This window comes from Pseudovibrio denitrificans JCM 12308 (genome assembly GCF_001310815.1).
Lineage (GTDB): Bacteria > Pseudomonadota > Alphaproteobacteria > Rhizobiales > Stappiaceae > Pseudovibrio > Pseudovibrio denitrificans.
This window is the reverse complement of sequence record NZ_BAZK01000001.1, coordinates 381,255-397,502: the sequence shown is the minus strand read 5'-3', so window position 1 is coordinate 397,502 and position 16,248 is coordinate 381,255. Positions and strand designations below refer to the sequence as shown.

At 53.2% G+C, this 16,248-nt stretch carries 11 protein-coding genes and 1 pseudogene; 6 read left to right on the top strand and 6 right to left on the bottom strand.

Annotated features, from left to right (window positions below):
• Positions 1-157: 157 nt before the first annotated feature.
• Genes JCM12308_RS01685 through JCM12308_RS01675 form a run of 3 tightly spaced genes read right to left on the bottom strand, consistent with a single transcriptional unit; the run spans position 158 to position 5,308 of the window.
• Positions 158-3,634 carry an efflux RND transporter permease subunit gene (locus tag JCM12308_RS01685; RefSeq protein WP_054782669.1) on the bottom strand — a complete coding sequence of 1,159 codons (3,477 nt, stop codon included), beginning with the start codon at positions 3,632-3,634 and terminating at the stop codon, positions 158-160.
• Entirely contained in the window at positions 3,631-4,734 is a 1,104-nt protein-coding gene (locus JCM12308_RS01680; protein ID WP_054782668.1) for an efflux RND transporter periplasmic adaptor subunit, read from the bottom strand. Before JCM12308_RS01680 ends, JCM12308_RS01685 begins: the two co-directional genes overlap by 4 nt.
• A 25-nt stretch (positions 4,735-4,759) precedes the next feature.
• The gene (locus tag JCM12308_RS01675; RefSeq protein WP_037037887.1) at positions 4,760-5,308 is read right to left on the bottom strand and encodes a PadR family transcriptional regulator; all 549 of its coding nucleotides are present in this window, start codon (positions 5,306-5,308) and stop codon (positions 4,760-4,762) included.
• 422 nt (positions 5,309-5,730) lie between these two features.
• On the opposite strand from JCM12308_RS01675, the pseudogene puuE reads away from it, so the two are divergent.
• The 4 genes and pseudogenes from puuE to JCM12308_RS01655 form a co-directional block, all read left to right on the top strand.
• Positions 5,731-6,630, top strand: a pseudogene (gene puuE, locus JCM12308_RS01670) (allantoinase PuuE); the annotation flags it as partial.
• A gap of 371 nt (positions 6,631-7,001) precedes the next feature.
• A complete protein-coding gene (locus tag JCM12308_RS01665) occupies positions 7,002-7,682 on the top strand; it encodes a L,D-transpeptidase (protein ID WP_014285291.1) in 681 nt (226 codons plus the stop codon).
• Between the two features lie 305 nt (positions 7,683-7,987).
• The gene (locus tag JCM12308_RS01660; protein WP_054782666.1) at positions 7,988-9,376 is read left to right on the top strand and encodes an efflux RND transporter periplasmic adaptor subunit; all 1,389 of its coding nucleotides are present in this window, start codon (positions 7,988-7,990) and stop codon (positions 9,374-9,376) included.
• A gap of 23 nt (positions 9,377-9,399) precedes the next feature.
• Positions 9,400-12,558, top strand: coding sequence for an efflux RND transporter permease subunit (locus JCM12308_RS01655; protein ID WP_054782665.1), 3,159 nt, complete (start codon positions 9,400-9,402; stop codon positions 12,556-12,558).
• Between the two features lie 6 nt (positions 12,559-12,564).
• On the opposite strand, the gene JCM12308_RS01650 is transcribed toward JCM12308_RS01655, so the two are convergent.
• Positions 12,565-12,912 (bottom strand): hypothetical protein, encoded by a 348-nt coding sequence (locus JCM12308_RS01650; protein ID WP_054782664.1) that lies wholly within the window; start codon positions 12,910-12,912, stop codon positions 12,565-12,567.
• A 247-nt stretch (positions 12,913-13,159) separates the two neighbouring features.
• Here JCM12308_RS01650 and JCM12308_RS01645 point away from each other — a divergent pair, with 247 nt between their 5' ends.
• Positions 13,160-13,507, top strand: coding sequence for a hypothetical protein (locus tag JCM12308_RS01645; RefSeq protein WP_054782663.1), 348 nt, complete (start codon positions 13,160-13,162; stop codon positions 13,505-13,507).
• Between the two features lie 47 nt (positions 13,508-13,554).
• Here JCM12308_RS01645 and JCM12308_RS01640 read toward each other — a convergent pair whose 3' ends face one another.
• Positions 13,555-14,511, bottom strand: a complete 957-nt coding sequence (locus tag JCM12308_RS01640) for a nucleoside hydrolase (RefSeq protein WP_054782662.1) — start codon at positions 14,509-14,511, stop codon at positions 13,555-13,557.
• A gap of 217 nt (positions 14,512-14,728) precedes the next feature.
• On the opposite strand from JCM12308_RS01640, the gene JCM12308_RS01635 reads away from it, so the two are divergent.
• On the top strand, positions 14,729-15,760 hold the full coding sequence (locus JCM12308_RS01635) for a DUF2817 domain-containing protein (RefSeq protein ID WP_083416499.1): 1,032 nt from the start codon (positions 14,729-14,731) through the stop codon (positions 15,758-15,760).
• Here JCM12308_RS01635 and JCM12308_RS01630 read toward each other — a convergent pair.
• On the bottom strand, positions 15,757-16,248 hold the full coding sequence (locus JCM12308_RS01630; protein ID WP_244271811.1) for an SDR family NAD(P)-dependent oxidoreductase: 492 nt from the start codon (positions 16,246-16,248) through the stop codon (positions 15,757-15,759). The genes JCM12308_RS01635 and JCM12308_RS01630 overlap by 4 nt on opposite strands.

Sequence of the window (16,248 nt, the reverse complement as noted above, 5' to 3'; positions counted from 1 at the left end):
TCCCAGCTCCCAGCTCCCAGCTCCCAGCTCCCCAGCTCCCAGCTCCCAGCTCCCAGCTCCCAGCTCCCAGCTCCCAGCTCCCAGCTTTGTCCTTAGAATGCAGGCAACAAAAAAGGCTGCCGAAGCAGCCTCTTTCTTACTCGTATCTGAGCCAGCTTTATTCAGCAGCCTCTGGAACGCGTTTGACCTCTTCAACCTCGTCTCCGAAGCTCGGTTCTTTCGTTCCCACATTGCCATTAGCAAAGGCATACTGATCCGCAGGCATTTTGCCCTGACGACGGTTGGAGATCCGCGACACACCATTTTTCATGTGCATCGGCATCACCAGAGCAATCGGGATCACCACCAGCGTCAGCAGGGTTGAGAACGCCAGACCGGAGATCACAGCGGTTGAGAGCTGTACCCACCAGCTGGCCGTCACGCTGCCAAAAGTGGTGACCTGATTAGCAAAGTCGAAGCTGATCTGCGTTGCCATCGGAATGAGACCCGCAATCGTTGTGATCGTGGTCAGCATCACCGGACGGATACGCTGTGCACTGGTGCGCAGCGCTGCATCTACCGGGCTCTGTCCGTCTTCACGGAAGCGATTGTAGGTATCGATCAGAACGATCGCGTTGTTCACCACGATACCAGCCAAAGCCACGATGCCAGTTCCGGTCATGATGATCGAGAACTTTTGTCCGGTCACCAGCATGCCCAGCAGCACCCCAAACACACTCATCACAACGGTCGAGAGTGTCAGGAAGCTTTGGTAGAAGCTGTTGTATTGGGTCAGCAGAATGATGAACATCAGGAAGAGGGCACCAATCATCGCCTTCATCAGGAAGGCCTGAGACTTGGCTTGCTCTTCGTTCGCACCGCGGAACTTGATGAACACACCCTCTGGCCACTGCTGAGTATCAAGCCAAGCCTGAATTTCAGCCTCTTTCTCAGTTATGAGGAAGCGGTCCTTATCAACGCCAGCCTTCACGTCCAGCGAGAACATGCCATTACGGCGTGTGATGCTGGAAACCTTCTGCTTCGGTGTGCGTTCCACGAAGTTGGACAGAGGGATCTGGCCCAAAGAGGTGCGCAGGCGCAGCTCATCAAACTTGTCGAGCGTGCGTTCCTCCACTGGCAGGCGAACGCGAATATCCACTTCATCTTCAGAGTCAGATGGGCGATAATCACCAATCAGAACACCGTTGGTCACCAGCTGAACCATCGCACCCACAGCAGCGATATCCGCTTTATAGCGTGCCGCTTTCTCGCGGTTGATGGTTAGCTCCCAATCGATACCTGGTAGCGGACGGCTGTCTTCCTGATCGCGCAAACCATCGATGGTGTCGATGTGGTTGCGAACACGATCCGCAGCAGCAACAGCAGCTTCGTAGTTGTTTGAGCTGATCTGCAGCTGAATGTCTTTACCGGTTGGAGGGCCACCTTCAACCTGACGGGATTCAACCTTGATGCCTGGAATCTGGGTGGTCTTCTCACGAACGCTGTTGAAAATCTCCTGCGCCGAACGACGGCAGCAGAAATCAGCAAACTCAATATCGATGGAACCGATCAGATCCGCAGGTGCATTGTTGCCGCTACCACCACGTACTCCAACAGGGAAAGCACGGGTCACAACGTTCTCGATGCCTGGCTCTGCCAGAATGACGTTATCAACCTGACGAACCAGCTCCAATGCTTCCAGCGCAGACATGTTACCACGCGCAGTCACATAGAACTTACCTTGCTCTGGTTCTTCATCTACGAAGAACTCAGTCCCGGCATTGTTGCCCATAAAGGTAATAAAGATACCCGCACAAAGAGCCAGCATGGCGACAATAGCCATCATACCAGCCCACCATCTGCGAACCAGAAACTCCAGAACAGCAATGTAAGCGCGGGTGATGCCACGCAGCTTGGAAGTGTCGAACGGACCGTGCCCGGAGAATACTTTTGCTGCTGCCAACTCTTCGGTCTTGCGACGCTCAACACGAGCACGCGAGTAGTTGAGGATTGGCTTGAACATCTTCATCAATGGCAGGTAAGCAATCGCGAGGACTGCTGCACCCAGTAACTTAGAAGCTGGCCCAAGCACCGCAACAACAGGTGTGAGGCTGGAAACCACAACAGCAAGCGCCATCGCTATAATAAGAGCCAGAAGATGCTCACCATACTTGCTCATGAACGCAAACACGGAAGCCAAGATGCCACCCGTCACCGGCAGGAACACCATCGCAGTCAGCAACGAGCCGGACAGAACGATGATCACCATGATCGGCAGGTAGCTCATGAACTCGCCCGGAACGCCCGGCCACAGCAGCATCGGCAGGAAGGCTGCCAGTGTTGTTGCAGTGGAAGAGACAATCGGCCAGAACATCAGCTTGGCTGCACGGATATATGCATCCCGTGGAGGCATACCTTCCGCAGCTTTACGGTCTGCGTATTCCACCATCACGATCGCGCCATCCACCAGCATACCAACGGTCAGCACGAGGCCAAACATCACCATGGTGTTCACGGTCATGCCGATGGTTGTCAGTGTCAGGAAGCCGAGCATGAAACTGGTCGGGATTGCTAGACCAACAAGTACTGCAGAGCGCAACCCAAGAGCTGCCACCACGACAATCATCACGAGGAAGATCGCGGTCATGATGGAGGATTCAAGGGAGTTGAGAACCTGGAAGATGTTGTCGGACTCATCCAGCATGTAGCTGACAGACACAGTTGGAGGCAGATCCTTTGTGATCTCCTCAACAACAGTGCGCACAGCTGCGTTGTTCTCGATGATGTTCTCACCAATACGCTTCACAACATCCAGAGAGACAGCTGGCTGGCCGTTCACCAGAGTGAACGTGCTTGGATCTTTGAAGGTCCGCTTGATGGTCGCGATGTCGCCAAGGGTAACAACACCTTCGCCGGACTGTTTCACCGGCAGCGAATACACATCATCAGCGTCAAGGATCAGACCCGGCACCTTGATGTTGAAGCGACCTGCGCCACCATCAATAAAGCCCGCTGCTATCAGCTGGTTGTTCAGGCTAAGGGCGTTGATCAGCTCACTCTGGCTGATGGAATAGCTTTCCATCTTCAGCGTATCGATGATCACTTCCAAAAGCTCATCACGCTGACCAGTCAGCTCAACCTCTTTCACGGACGCAATGGACTCGATCTCGTCTTTCAGACGATCAGCAAGCCGATAGAGAGTGCGGGAAGGGACATCACCGGAAAGGGCGATGGTCATGGTTGGCTGCAGCGCCATGTTGTGTGTGCTGACAGTAGGCTCTTTGGCGTCCTCGGGGATCTTGCTTTTCGCCGTATCCACCTTCTCGCGAACGTCCGTCAGAGCCTTGTCTTTATCGACGCTGATGTCGAACTCCAGTAAGATACCAACGTGCCCTTCAGAGGCAATGGTTGTGATCTCTTTCAGCCCTTCAAGGCCTCGGAGCTCTGTTTCCATCGGCTGACCGATCAGGCGTGTCCCATCTTCAGGAGAGATGCCGGACTGGCTGACAGAAACGTAAAAGAAAGGAACGTCAATATCAGGAGCTGCTTCTTTCGGGATCGCGATGTAGGACATAATGCCTGCGATCACCATGAAGAGCATCATCACAAAAACTGTTTTGGGGCGATGGAGCACCCCTTCCAGCATGGAAATCATTGTGAAACCTCCGCGGTTTCAAAAACAGGATGAACAGTACGGCCTTCTTTCACGAAGTCCTGGCCCACAGTAATAACAGTCACTTTTTCTGGCAGGCCTTTCAGCCATACGCCTTGTGTGTCGCCGCCGATCAGTTCAACAGGGTAGAAAATGACCTTGTTGTCCGCATCAACACCGCGCAGACCAATGTCGCCATTGTCAGCAAGGGTCAGAATGCCTGGAGAAACGAAGTGCGCTTTCTCTTCCGCAAGCTGCAGCTGCGTGCTGGTGGTGACACCGTCCTTCAGTTCAAAGTCAGAGTTCGGCAGTTCCACCTCAACGCGGAAAGTGCGGGTATCAGGATCAGCAGAGCTTGCAATGTAGCTCACCTTGCCTTCAACACTCTGGCCGGTCACCAGATTAACAACTGCAGTCTGACCAACCTTCACCGCTTGAATGTTAGATTCAGAAACCGCGCCAATGGCAAGCATTGGGTCCGGAGCCATGATTGTTGCGCAGACTTTGCCAACACCAAGCATTGCACCCACTTCAGTCAGCGGTGTTTCAATGATGCCATCAATCGGTGCGCGGATTTCGGTGCGGTCCAACTCCAGCTCCGCTTCCTGCAACTGGGCTTTGGCCGCATCACGTGTTGCCTTCAGCGCGACCACACGGTTTGCTGCAGAAAAGCCCCTGTTGTTCAGCTTGCTGGCAGCTTCATAATCAATGTTCGCTTGTGCCAGAGCGGCATTGGCCTGCAAAACCCGCGCTTCACGTGCACCGCGATCCAAAGAACATAACAGATCGCCTTTGCGAACAAACATACCTTCCGTTGCCGGACGTGTGCGAACCACGCCAGAGGTTTCCGAATGCACCTCTACGCGTGTATCAGCCTGCGTGCGCCCACGCATTTCCAGAAACGGCGTACGCGTTGTCGCTTCCAGGGTTTCCACTTTTACGGCAAACGGTAAAGAGGCTTGGGCTTTCACGCGTTCGGCAGGCGGTGGCGTAGAATTTTCGCCATTACCCTGACCCATCACAACAGTGGTGCCAGTTGCCATCCAAATACCAATTCCGGCCGTAAGCCCCAATGCCAGAACATGTGAAAATCGAATTGCCATTTTTCTCTCCGCCGGTTCTAGGCGATTATTCAGCTGCTTGAGCGTGGGAGACACGCTCGCTGGCGATGCGCTCAAGCTTGCTTCGGTTCATTTTCAAGTAATCAAGGGAAGCACTCAGTGTGGTAATTCCGTATCCCAGCGTCCAGGCGCTCGCCGGATCTTCACAAAGCTCAACCTCGTGTTTCATGCCCCCGATCTTCAGCTCCAGATGCTCGATGCGGCGGTCGATCTCACGTGAGATGAACTCGCCTCCAACCCATCGGCTATAAAGAGCAAGAAGAAGGAAAGGGGATCTGAACAGATCTTCGACAGGGGTCTCAGTCAGCTCTTGCACAAAAGCATCACGCCCTGCTTGCGTAATAGAATAGATTTTTCGGGACGGTTTGCCTGAGGAGGTCTCCTCGCGCCAGGTCACAAGCCCTTCCTGTTCCATCTTGGCAAGTGACGGATAAATCGACCCGTAACTGGCTTCAATGAAATGGCTAAAATGACCTTCTTGCGCAGTCTTGCGAATTTCATATCCCGTCGCGTCTCCGCTGGACAATATGGCAAGACAAAATTTTCGTGTGCTCATACCCACCACATGGCACTGAGTGTTGAAAACAGAGCCCATATTGCGATGAGCTCGAATAAACTACTGAACTTAAAAGACTTAATTTCGACTAGAGCAAAAGTCTGATCACGTTCGATATATATCGATTAGATATATGTGAAACTTTTCTACTTAATGCTCTGAACACTGTCAAATGTAGAAATGTAACAGGATGTCCCACTCTTGCTACATAGGGTTCAGATTGGTCACGTGCTCAAAAATTCAATGGGTCTCTCTCATTTTTAATAAATAATCTGCAAAAGAATGTGTTTGCCATCACAGGTTGTTCCAATTTTCTTCGTTTACGAAGCAGTTGTGCATTGGATTTCTGCACAAACCTACTTGTCTTGTCTTGCTGTTTTGAGGTGAAGTGTCTCCGGTCAACTTCAAAAAGGTATTTCATGATGGATTATGCACGCGATATGATTGGGTATGGCCGGAACACACCGGACCCCAAATGGCCAGGCAATGCGAAGATCGCGGTACAGTTCGTCATCAATTATGAAGAAGGCGGCGAAAACAACATCCTTCATGGTGATGCCGGCTCCGAAGCATTCCTTTCTGAAATTGTCGGCGCGGAATCATGGTTGAACCAGCGCCATATGAATATGGAGTCTATCTACGAGTATGGCTCCCGCGCTGGCTTCTGGCGTTTGTGGCGTTTATTCCAGAAACATAAGCTTCCGGTCACCTGTTACGGCGTTGCAACTGCGTTGGAACGCAATCCCGGTGCAGTTGAAGCAATGAAGGAAGCTGGTTGGGAAATCGCCTCCCACGGCCTCAAATGGATCGAGTACAAGGATTTCTCTGCCGAAGAAGAACGCTGGCACATTGAGCAGGCGATTAAGATTCATGAGGACACCACCGGTGAGCGCCCCTACGGCTGGTACACAGGCCGCACTTCGGTCAACACACTGCCGCTGATCATGGAAGAAGGCGGCTTCTTGTACAGCTCAGACAGCTACGCAGATGATCTTCCATACTGGGTGGAAGGCCCAAAAGGCCCGCATCTGATCATTCCGTACACGCTGGACGCCAACGACATGCGCTTTGCAACACCGCAGGGCTTTAACAGCGGTGACCAATTCTTTACCTACCTGAAAGATAGCTTCGACACGCTCTACGCTGAAGGGGAGGATGGGGCGCCCAAAATGATGAGTGTCGGCCTCCATTGCCGCCTGGCTGGACGCCCTGGCCGAACTGCTGCTCTGGCCCGTTTTCTGGATTACATCTCCACCAAACAGGACATCTGGGTACCACGCCGCATCGATATTGCACGCCACTGGCACGAGCATCACAAACCGTAAGCTCTTCAAAAACTGAGGCAATTGCCTTCCTTGCCGCAGGTGAGGGAGGTTGTCTCGTCATCTGTAGAAAAGCCATTTTGTTCTTGAACTGGCCGCAATGCAGCCATTTGCAGGCCAGACACACCCTATATTGCCTTGTTGGTCGCACCCTTTGAATCCACATAGTGAATAATGCATAGGTTCAAATTGTCGTGACCATCTGTCTTCCTCAATTAGTTATTGATAGAGACAAGTTAGAAACGCAAATCGGCTGTGCGGTATGCCTATTGCATCATCCTCGGCAATCTAACTTAAGGAACAATAATAGGGTGACCATGAGCTTTTTAAGTGCAACGGCCGAGAAGGCGAGGCATTCAAGCAAAAGAAGTTTGTCCCGGCGTGGTTTTGTCATCGGAACAGCAGCTCTGGCGTTGGCTGGCTGTCAGACCACAAGCGCACCAAAACGTAAGACGGTCGCTGATCTTCGTCAGGACCCATACTACAAGGCTGTTTATGGCCCGATGCCGGAAGAAAAATTCCCCGTCCCGGCAGTGAACCTCAATGAAATTCCTGATGGCAAATATCTCCGTCAGGTCGTCAACTACACCGGACCTGAAGCGGGCGGCACCATCGTCGTCGACCCATCCAACCGCTTCCTGTATCTGGTACGTGGTGACGGCACAGCGATGCGCTATGGCGTTGGCGTAGGCCGCGCAGGTTTTGGTTGGAACGGCGATGCTGTGATCCAGTACAAGCGCCAGTGGCCGAAATGGACACCGCCTGCAGAGATGATTGCACGTCAGCCAGAGCTGGAAGAATTCCGCTATGGCATGGCGCCGGGTATCGAAAATCCGCTGGGCGCCCGTGCGCTCTACCTGTTCCAGAATGGTAAGGACACTTTGTATCGCCTGCATGGCACCAACGAACATTGGTCCATCGGCAAAAACGTATCCAGTGGCTGTATCCGTCTGCTCAATCAGGATGTGATCGACCTTTACAATCGCGTGCCAAACGGATCTCGCGTTGTAGTTCGTCCGGCCAGCAATCCGGTAGAACCGCTGAGCGTCTGATTAAAAACATCATCGCGAAAAAGACTGAAAGGCCTGATATCCCCATCAGGCCTTTTGTGTATCCGCCTTTGGAAAACGCGAGGGCAGGTTGAGGAAAGTGTAACGAACTGTAGCAAAACGCCGGTTCAGACAATGTCATTACGTTTTTACAAACATCAAAATGCACATGTCTCACAAAAGCAATGTAAAACACTCTCAACTAATATGTTCTTTCAAGCATACTTGTTTCGCCAAGAGGCTCCCCATTTATCCAGTGAGCCTGCATAGCCGTAAGTACTGCGAATTCTTGTAGGAGTTGGGTGTATATGTCCCGTTCTAGGCAGGCTGTAAAAGTTGGTCTGATCGCCATCTCAATTGGCGTTGCAGGATTGTATATCGGCAAACCGGCGCTGTTCTCAAAGCCGGTTCCATTTCTCTCTTCCATTGGACTAACGCTCTGGCCTGCGGAAACCTCCGAAGTTGCCGTGCAGGGTTCTGGCAGTAAGCAGCAAGGCAAGAAAGGTGGCGGGAAACGTGGATTTGGTGGAGGCGGCAATCAGGAAATTCTCGCCCGTGCCCGCAATGTAACAACAGGCGTCACCGACACATTCGTTCGCGCCATCGGCACTGGCCGTGCAGCCAAGATGACAGATCTCTACCCGGAAGCCTCAGGCCGCATTCAGGAGCTTCCCTTCAAAGCAGGCACACGGGTTTCCAAGGGAGACATCGTCCTGCGCTTGGATGATGCCGAAGAGAAACTGGCCGTAAACCGAGCCAAGCTGGCGCTGAAGGATGCAGAGGAGCAAGTCGAGCGCTACGAAAAGCTCATGACCTCTCAAACCATCTCCGCCGTTCAGATGCAGAATGCTCTGCTGGCAACTAATCAGGCACGTCTTGATCTGGACAAAGCCAGCATCGATCTGGATCGCAGACTGGTGAAAGCTCCGTTTGATGGTGTGCTTGGCATCATGGATGTTGAGATTGGTGATTACGTCACACAGTCCTCACGGATCACCGGCCTTGATGACCGCTCCAGTATTCTGGTGGAGTTCGTTGTCCCAGAGCGTTTTGCAAACAAAGTGCAGCGCGGCGACAAAGTGGAACTGCGTACTGAAGCCATGCCAGGCCGCATCTTCAGTGGTGAGCTCACGGCCATGGAAAACCGCGTCAACTCAGAATCCCGCACGCTGAAAGTGCAAGCCACCGTCGACAATCCGGATGACCTGCTGCGCTCCGGTATCGCCTTTGACGCGCGGGTGCAGCTTGAGGGCGACGAATGGCCGTCTGTCCCATCAATCGCCTTGAAATGGGATCGCTCCGGTCCGCATATCTGGCTGGCAGAGGGCGGGGAGGCTCTTCGCACCGATGTAATCGTTATCGAACGCAGTGCTGATCGCGTACTGATCGAAGGCGAAGTTGAACCGGGTGATATTGTTATCACAGAAAGCGTTCGCGATCTGAGGCCAGGCACCAAAGTGCAGCTTAGCCCCGAACCAGGCTTTACACTCACTCAGCCGGAAGGCAGCAAAGCACCGCTTGTGAGTGAAACCCAAACCTCTGAGGGGAAGGCAGAAGGAGAGCGCAAAGGCAAAGGCCGCGGTAAAGGCAAAAACAAGCCCGCAGATGCTGAGCAAACCCAGCAGGGAGAGCCTGTTAAAAGTTCCGGCTCCCGCTCCGGTGCACCCCGCGATGATGCCAACCAATCCAGCTCCTGATTGACGGACCCCAAGGTGTTTCTATGACCACTGACAAAAACTCCAAACGGGAAAGTCATCTGAGCGGATTGTATGCCCTGTGCGTACGTCGTCCGGTACTGGCGATTACCCTGAACCTTCTCATCATCGTTGCTGGCATTGCAGCACTTCTGGGCGTTGAAGTACGCGAGATGCCGAACGTAGACCGGCCTGTTGTAACCGTAACAACCACATATTCCGGCGCTCCACCGGAAGTCACTGATGCTGAAATCACCAGCGTTCTTGAAAAAGCCATTGCCCGAACAGCTGGTATTGAATCTGTCTCATCCTCCTCAAAGTATGGCCGCAGTCGGATTACAGTCGAGTTCAATGACGGTGTAGATGTCAGCGAAGCCGCCAACGACATTCGCGATGCCGTCAGTGGTGCAGGGCGTAACCTGCCTGAAGACGCTGATACGCCTGTGGTGGTGAAAGCAGACGCTGACGCTGACCCGGTCATGCGCCTTGTGGTGACATCCGATGAGATGCGCATTGAGGAACTCAGCAAGTTTGTTGATGACGAGATTATCGACCGCATCACCTCCGTGCCGGGAGTCGCCAGTGTCGATGTTTATGGCTCGCAAACACCTGTTTTCAAGGTCGCGATTGATGTACAGGCCATGTCATCAAGAGGCCTGACACCAGATAACCTGCGCAGTGTTCTGCAAGAACTGGCCTTGGATACCTCTGGCGGTTCTTTGGAAACAGGCGATCAGGAACTCTTCGTTCGCGCCAACTCTGATGTGAAGACCGCCGAACAGATCGGCATGGTCAAACTGAATGACACGACACGTATCCGCGATATTGCTTTTGTAAGCTACGGTCCGGAAAGAGCATCCTCCGGTGCGTTCTACAACGGCAAACGTGCTGTCGGCATGGGCATCATCCGCTCGGCCAACTCCAACACCATCGACATTTCCAATGATGTCCGTGCTGAAGTTGCCCGGATGCAGGAACAGCTGCCAAAGGATGTGGAAGTCAACATCAGCAGTGATGATGCCACTTTCATTGGCGGCGCAATCAAGGAAGTGGTGTTCTCGCTCTTCCTCTCCACCAGCATCGTCGTTGGTGTGATGTTGCTGTTCCTCGGCTCAATCCGCGTCACGCTTATTCCAGCCGTCACAGTACCAGTAGCCCTGATCGGCGCCTTGGTTGGCATCTGGCTGGCAGGTTTCTCCGCAAACGTGCTCACATTGCTTGCCTTGTTGCTGGCAACCGGCATGGTGGTGGATGATGCCATTGTGGTGTTGGAGAACATCTCCAAGCGCGTTCACAAAGGGCAGGGACCACGAGCTGCTGCGATCCTCGGGACGCGTGAGGTCTTCTTCGCGGTGATTACCACAACGGCTACATTGGCCGCCGTCTTTATCCCGATTTCGTTCCTGCCGGGCAGCGTCGGGAAGCTTTTCTCCGAGTTTGGGTTCGTGTTGGCAATCAGTGTCATGCTGTCCTCCTTCGTTGCGCTGACACTCGCACCAATGATGGCATCACGCCTGCTGCGCACGAAAAACTATGAGGACACACACAAGCCGTCTGCTGCATGGAGAGCAATCTCCAGCGCGGGAACCGCTATAGAACGCGGTTACTCCAACGTATTGGACTGGTCTTTGCGCCGACCATTCGTGCTACTGGGCCTGGCAACCTTGTTCGTCATCCTTGGCGCCTCACAGTTCACATCCCTGCCGCGGCAGCTGACCCCCTCTGAGGATCGCTCTGTGATCTTCATGATCGCATCAGCGCCACAAGGGTCCAGTCTGGATTATACAGCTGCCAAAATGCGTGAGTTGGAAATCATTGCTCAACCTTACGCAGAAAATGGTGAAGCACGAAGCATCATGAGCCTTGTAGGGATGGGCGGGCAGATCAATCGTGGTTTCCTTATCATGTCCCTGAAAGACTGGGCAGAACGTGATCGCTCCCAGCAGGAGATCGTCAACGAACTCCAGCGCAAAACCTCCAAAATTCCGGGCCTTAAAGTCCGCGTGGCGCAGCCGAACACACTGGGCATCCGCGGAGCCGGGCAGGGCCTTCGTTTCGCAGTGACCGGCACCAACTACGATGAGCTGGCTGAAAGTGCCGACGATATCGTGGCAGAAATGCAGGCTCGTTTTGGCGATAAGGTCGGCTTTGCATCCGTCTCTTATGAAACGACCCAACCACAATTGCTGGTCAGCGTGGACAGAGAGCGCGCCAATGATCTGGGCCTCTCCTCAGACAGGATTGCCTCCAACCTTCGCATGTTGCTGGATGGGTCTTCTGTTGCGGATCTCTTCGTGGAGGATGACGGTATCCCGATGGTCATGGAAGCAGGTGGCCTGCCATTGCGCTCAACCCGTGACTTAGAAAACATCTTCATCAAGAGCAGAGACGGCACCATGCTGCCCATGTCTTCCATCGTTTCTATTGAAGAAGAGGCCGTTGCGCCAAGCCTGACGCGTGAAGAGCAGCAACGTGCAGTCCCGGTCACCATCGCCATCAATGAAGGCTACGATCTGGCGCAGGCGATTTCAGATATGAAACAGGTCGCTGAAGAAGTCCTGCCCGAAGGAAACAATGTCACGCTCCTCAGTGAAGCAGCTGTTCTGGAGAAGACCACCTCCAACGTCTACATGACGTTCCTCTTTGCGATCCTTGTGGTCTTCCTTGTGCTGGCTGCGCAGTTTGAAAGCTTCATGAGCGCCTTTGTGATCCTTTGCACAGTGCCATTCGGAGTGTCTGCTGCGATCATTTCTATTGGTCTCACGGGAGGGTCCATCAACGTCTACTCCCAGATCGGCATCATCCTGCTGGTCGGCCTCATGGCAAAGAACGGTATTCTGATCGTAGAGTTTGCCAACACCCTGCGCGAAGAAGGCCGCTCTGTGTTTCAGGCGATCCACGATGCCTGCCTCATCCGCTTCCGTCCGGTGGTCATGACTGTTGTCTCAACCGTTTTAGGTGGTGTGCCGCTTGTCATGGCGTTTGGGGCCGGTGCTGAAGCACGTATTGAGATGGGGTGGGTGATCGTCGGCGGTCTGGGCTTTGCAACGCTCTCAACGCTGTTCGTGACGCCTGCAGCCTATCTGCTGCTGATGCGCTTTACGAAACCACGTAAGGCCAGTGAAGAGAAACTGCACAGCGAACTGGACGAAGCGCTGGGCACCACAAACACGCCAGCGGAATAGCTCCTGTTACGGACAGGCCGAGATGATGACGATACTCGTATTGCCTTCGTCTCGGCATCTCTTCGCAAGATAGTAAATGTCGAGCCGCAGCGTAACCAGATGTGAGTTTGCACCCGGCTGCGTCGTCTCATTTACCCGGTGCCCGAGGTCTTGAGAGAGCTCCAGCTCAAAGAAAGCCTCACTCTGGGAGAAGTAAGAGAGCAGCAAATCCAGATCCAGTGCTTCATTGCCCGCAGCGTCGACCACGCGGGTTTGGCGCAGCTTATCGCGCCACATGAGCTCGCCGCAATTATCAAGAAACTGCTCGCAGGAGACCAGCTGGTCAAACAATTGATGCACAGTGGAACGAAGCATCTACACCCAATCCAAACCTTCAAATGCAGGTAACAGCGCAAGTATAGCGCACAGATCTGATTTCCCCTCAAAACCAAACAGTAAAATTGAAGGCAAGCGTCACTTTACTGCGTTCTACCTCTCCAACTAGTCCCGGATCACCCCTCAATTGTCACAGAAATGCAATAAAGCGCATTGAGTGCGCCTTGTTTGTGGTATGCTTAACTTTTCCCTAACGGAATTAAAGGTGCGACCACGGAGAGATACCATGCGCTTACTCAAGCTTTTTCCATTGATGCTTGCGTTTCTTGCCGGCCTGTTGCTGCCGGTCTCAGCCAATCAGGCACTGGGCATTCAACAGCTAACAGAAGTGAGCGGTAGGGCCGAAGTGGTCGATAAACGCCATCTTGATATCTACCATGCCTACGGCATTGTCAGGGTAGGGCTCATGTGGCCTGCCAAGAACCATTATTCCCTGCGCAGGCAGCTGGTGACTGCGGTAAAAGTGAAGTGCTTGATGTTTGGCTCTGAAACCCATGCCAGCTGTGTGGCGATCGATCAGTTCGGCTCCCGCTGGATGCTGGGCAGCGCAGGCCAGATGGCCTTCACTAAATAGGGGGAGGAAAAGCGCCGAACTGCATAACGCATCGGCGCTCATCAGACTTATTTATTCTTCGCGAATGTGTCCATCATGATGTCGACGAAGAGCTGTGCGTTCGCATCAAACGCCACCTTACAGTTCACCGGCTTACCGCCACGACGGTTCTTGTCCACGACAGTACGGCCAACGGTGAGTGCACCCTGAGTTTCAATGTCGACAGGGCACTCTTCCAGCGTAATCACCTCAGGCTGAATGAGATGCGCAATACAAAGCGCATCATGCACCGGTGCACTGTGCTCCACATCCATCTTCTGGATCTTGTCGTGAATGCCAATGCGGTGACCTGTACAAGCGGCCATTGCTTTACCGGCTGGCGTGCCCAGCTCATCAAACTGTCGGCACTGTGTTGCAGTCACCAGTGCCTTGTGGGTCGCATCCAGCGGCACCATGGTCAGCTTCTCAAAGCCAGCATTGAACACGGCATAGGCCGCTTCTGGGTCCGCCCAGATGTTGAACTCAGCAGCAGGGGTTACATTCCCCACATCGTGACCACCACCCATGATCACAACTTCAGGAATAAGATCCACCAGCTTCGGCTCTACAGCCAATGCAGCTGCAATGTTTGTTAGTGGAGCAACCGGAACCAGCGTGATTGGATCAGTCGCATTCCGGTAGGTCTCCACCAGATACTCAACCGCATGCTGCTTCTGCGCTTTCAATGCGGTTTCAGGCAGGGGCAGGTGCTTGCCGTGGATCTTTTCAGTCAGGTCGTTTTTAGTGCGCGGAATCGGAAAATCATTGCGGACCAGTGGCTTTGGGCAGCCCGCATAAACCGGGATTTCAGGCTTGCCGATGTAGTCGAGCACGCGCAGGGAATTATCTGTGCAATAATGCAGCTCAGCGTTGCCATTGACTGTGGTAACGCCAATCAGATCAAGATCTTCATGCAATGCAGCCAGCATAATAGCAACGGCATCATCTGTGCCGGTGTCCACATCTAGTATCAGTTTTCTTTTCATTATTCGCTCCCGGAAAGCTGATCGCTGCTAACGCTATGGGTGCGCAGCGGCAGCCTTATATGCAGATGCATCATCGCGGATGATTGGGTACATGCGTGTGATGCATGAAAAAAAGAGATAAGAAACAAGAGACTAGATTATTCTGGCAAGGTCAATTACCTGTGTAATGGAACTGACGATATATCACAGCTTCATCCCATTATTTGACGAGTAAAGCATGCCTGCAAATCCCATTTTCTCTGATGACTATTTCGAGGCTCAAGAGCGTTTCATCAACTTGTCCCAGCGCCTCGGGTTCGAAATGGAAGTGATCCCGCATCCCACCTTCAAAAGCGAAGAAGGGCCAGTGCAGATGACTGTCGCAGTGCAGGGCGGGCAGGAATGCGAGCATGTTGTCTTCATCACCTCCGGTGTGCATGGAACCGAGCTGACTGCAGGCTCCGGCATCCAGTTGGACTTGATGCAGCGCTATCTGGATCAGGTGCTACCAAACACAAAGGTGGTCTGGATCCATGCGGTCAATCCGGCAGGCTGCGCGATCTTCACCAGAACTGATGAAAACAACGTCGACAACAACCGCAACTCCATCAGCTTCGATGGGAAACTGCCGCAAAATCCGGATTACCAAGAGCTTCACACCGCCATTTGTGCGCCAGACATCACCGGTGAGCCTTGGGCGAAAGCCAATGCTGAGATCAAAGCCTATACTGACAAAAACGGTGCTGGCGCACTCACGCAGAAAGTCCTGAAAGGCCAGTACACGGTGCCTATGGGATTGTTCTACGGAGGCGTTGAAACCTCTTGGTCCACCACAACGTTGAAGCAGGTGATCTCGCGGTACGGACAAGGCGCGAAACGCGCAACGATTATCGACCTGCACACAGGGGTAGGGCCAAGCGGTTTCTGTGAGGTGATGGACCTGAGTTCCAAGCCGGGAGAAGAAGCAGAGTGGAGCCTGATCGGTGGCTTCATGTGCGATACCATCGATCTGCTAGATTTGGACGAACCACCAACAAAGCTCATTCTGGAGTTTGGTACCATCCCGTTTGAGCAGGTGCTTGATGCCCATCGCCGCGACAACTGGCTGAAACGCAACCGCGATACCGTTGCGCCGGGACTGGCAGCAGAGATCCGGCAGGAGCTCAAAGATGCACTCTTCGTGGATACGCCGGAATGGTGTGACGCCTTGCTAACTCAAAGTCGGGATGTGTTTGAACAGTACGTTCTGAAAGTTAGTGCGGAAGTTTAAGGCAAAATCTCAGTCCCATCATAGGCCAGACATTTGCCTGTTTGGGACTGATCCACTTTGCTGATCACATCCAATAGCATTGCAGCTGATTTGGCAGGGCGCATCATTTGCCCTTCCGGAATGTTGCGCTGAAACGGTTTGGATAGATCGCTGTCGACTGTCCCCGGATGCACACCGATAACAACTGAACTTTGATGCGTGCGCTGCATCTCAATTGCCGCGCACCTGATCAGCATGTTCAAGGCTGCTTTTGACGCGCGATAAGAGTACCAGCCTCCCAGATAGTTATCGGAGACACTGCCAACACGTGCCGAAATTACTGCAAAAACTGCCTTTTTATGCTTCGGCAACAGGGGCAGGAAATGCTTCATGATCATCGCTGGCAAGATCGTGTTGGTGTGAAGTGTTTCTTCCATACTGGCGATGGAAAGCGACCGCATGGTTTTCTCTGGTTTAGCAGTGGCGCTGTGAAGCTGCCCAGTCGCCAC

Bases quoted from the DNA above. Each gene is read 5' to 3' on its own strand.
- JCM12308_RS01685 (WP_054782669.1), bottom strand. From the start codon at position 3,634: ATGATTTCCATGCTGGAAGGGGTGCTCCATCGCCCCAAAACAGTTTTT.
- JCM12308_RS01680 (WP_054782668.1), bottom strand. From the start codon at position 4,734: ATGGCAATTCGATTTTCACATGTTCTGGCATTGGGGCTTACGGCCGGA.
- JCM12308_RS01675 (WP_037037887.1), bottom strand. From the start codon at position 5,308: ATGAGCACACGAAAATTTTGTCTTGCCATATTGTCCAGCGGAGACGCG.
- JCM12308_RS01660 (WP_054782666.1), top strand. From the start codon at position 7,988: ATGTCCCGTTCTAGGCAGGCTGTAAAAGTTGGTCTGATCGCCATCTCA.
- JCM12308_RS01655 (WP_054782665.1), top strand. From the start codon at position 9,400: ATGACCACTGACAAAAACTCCAAACGGGAAAGTCATCTGAGCGGATTG.
- JCM12308_RS01650 (WP_054782664.1), bottom strand. From the start codon at position 12,912: ATGCTTCGTTCCACTGTGCATCAATTGTTTGACCAGCTGGTCTCCTGC.
- JCM12308_RS01645 (WP_054782663.1), top strand. From the start codon at position 13,160: ATGCGCTTACTCAAGCTTTTTCCATTGATGCTTGCGTTTCTTGCCGGC.
- JCM12308_RS01640 (WP_054782662.1), bottom strand. From the start codon at position 14,511: ATGAAAAGAAAACTGATACTAGATGTGGACACCGGCACAGATGATGCC.
- JCM12308_RS01635 (WP_083416499.1), top strand. From the start codon at position 14,729: ATGCCTGCAAATCCCATTTTCTCTGATGACTATTTCGAGGCTCAAGAG.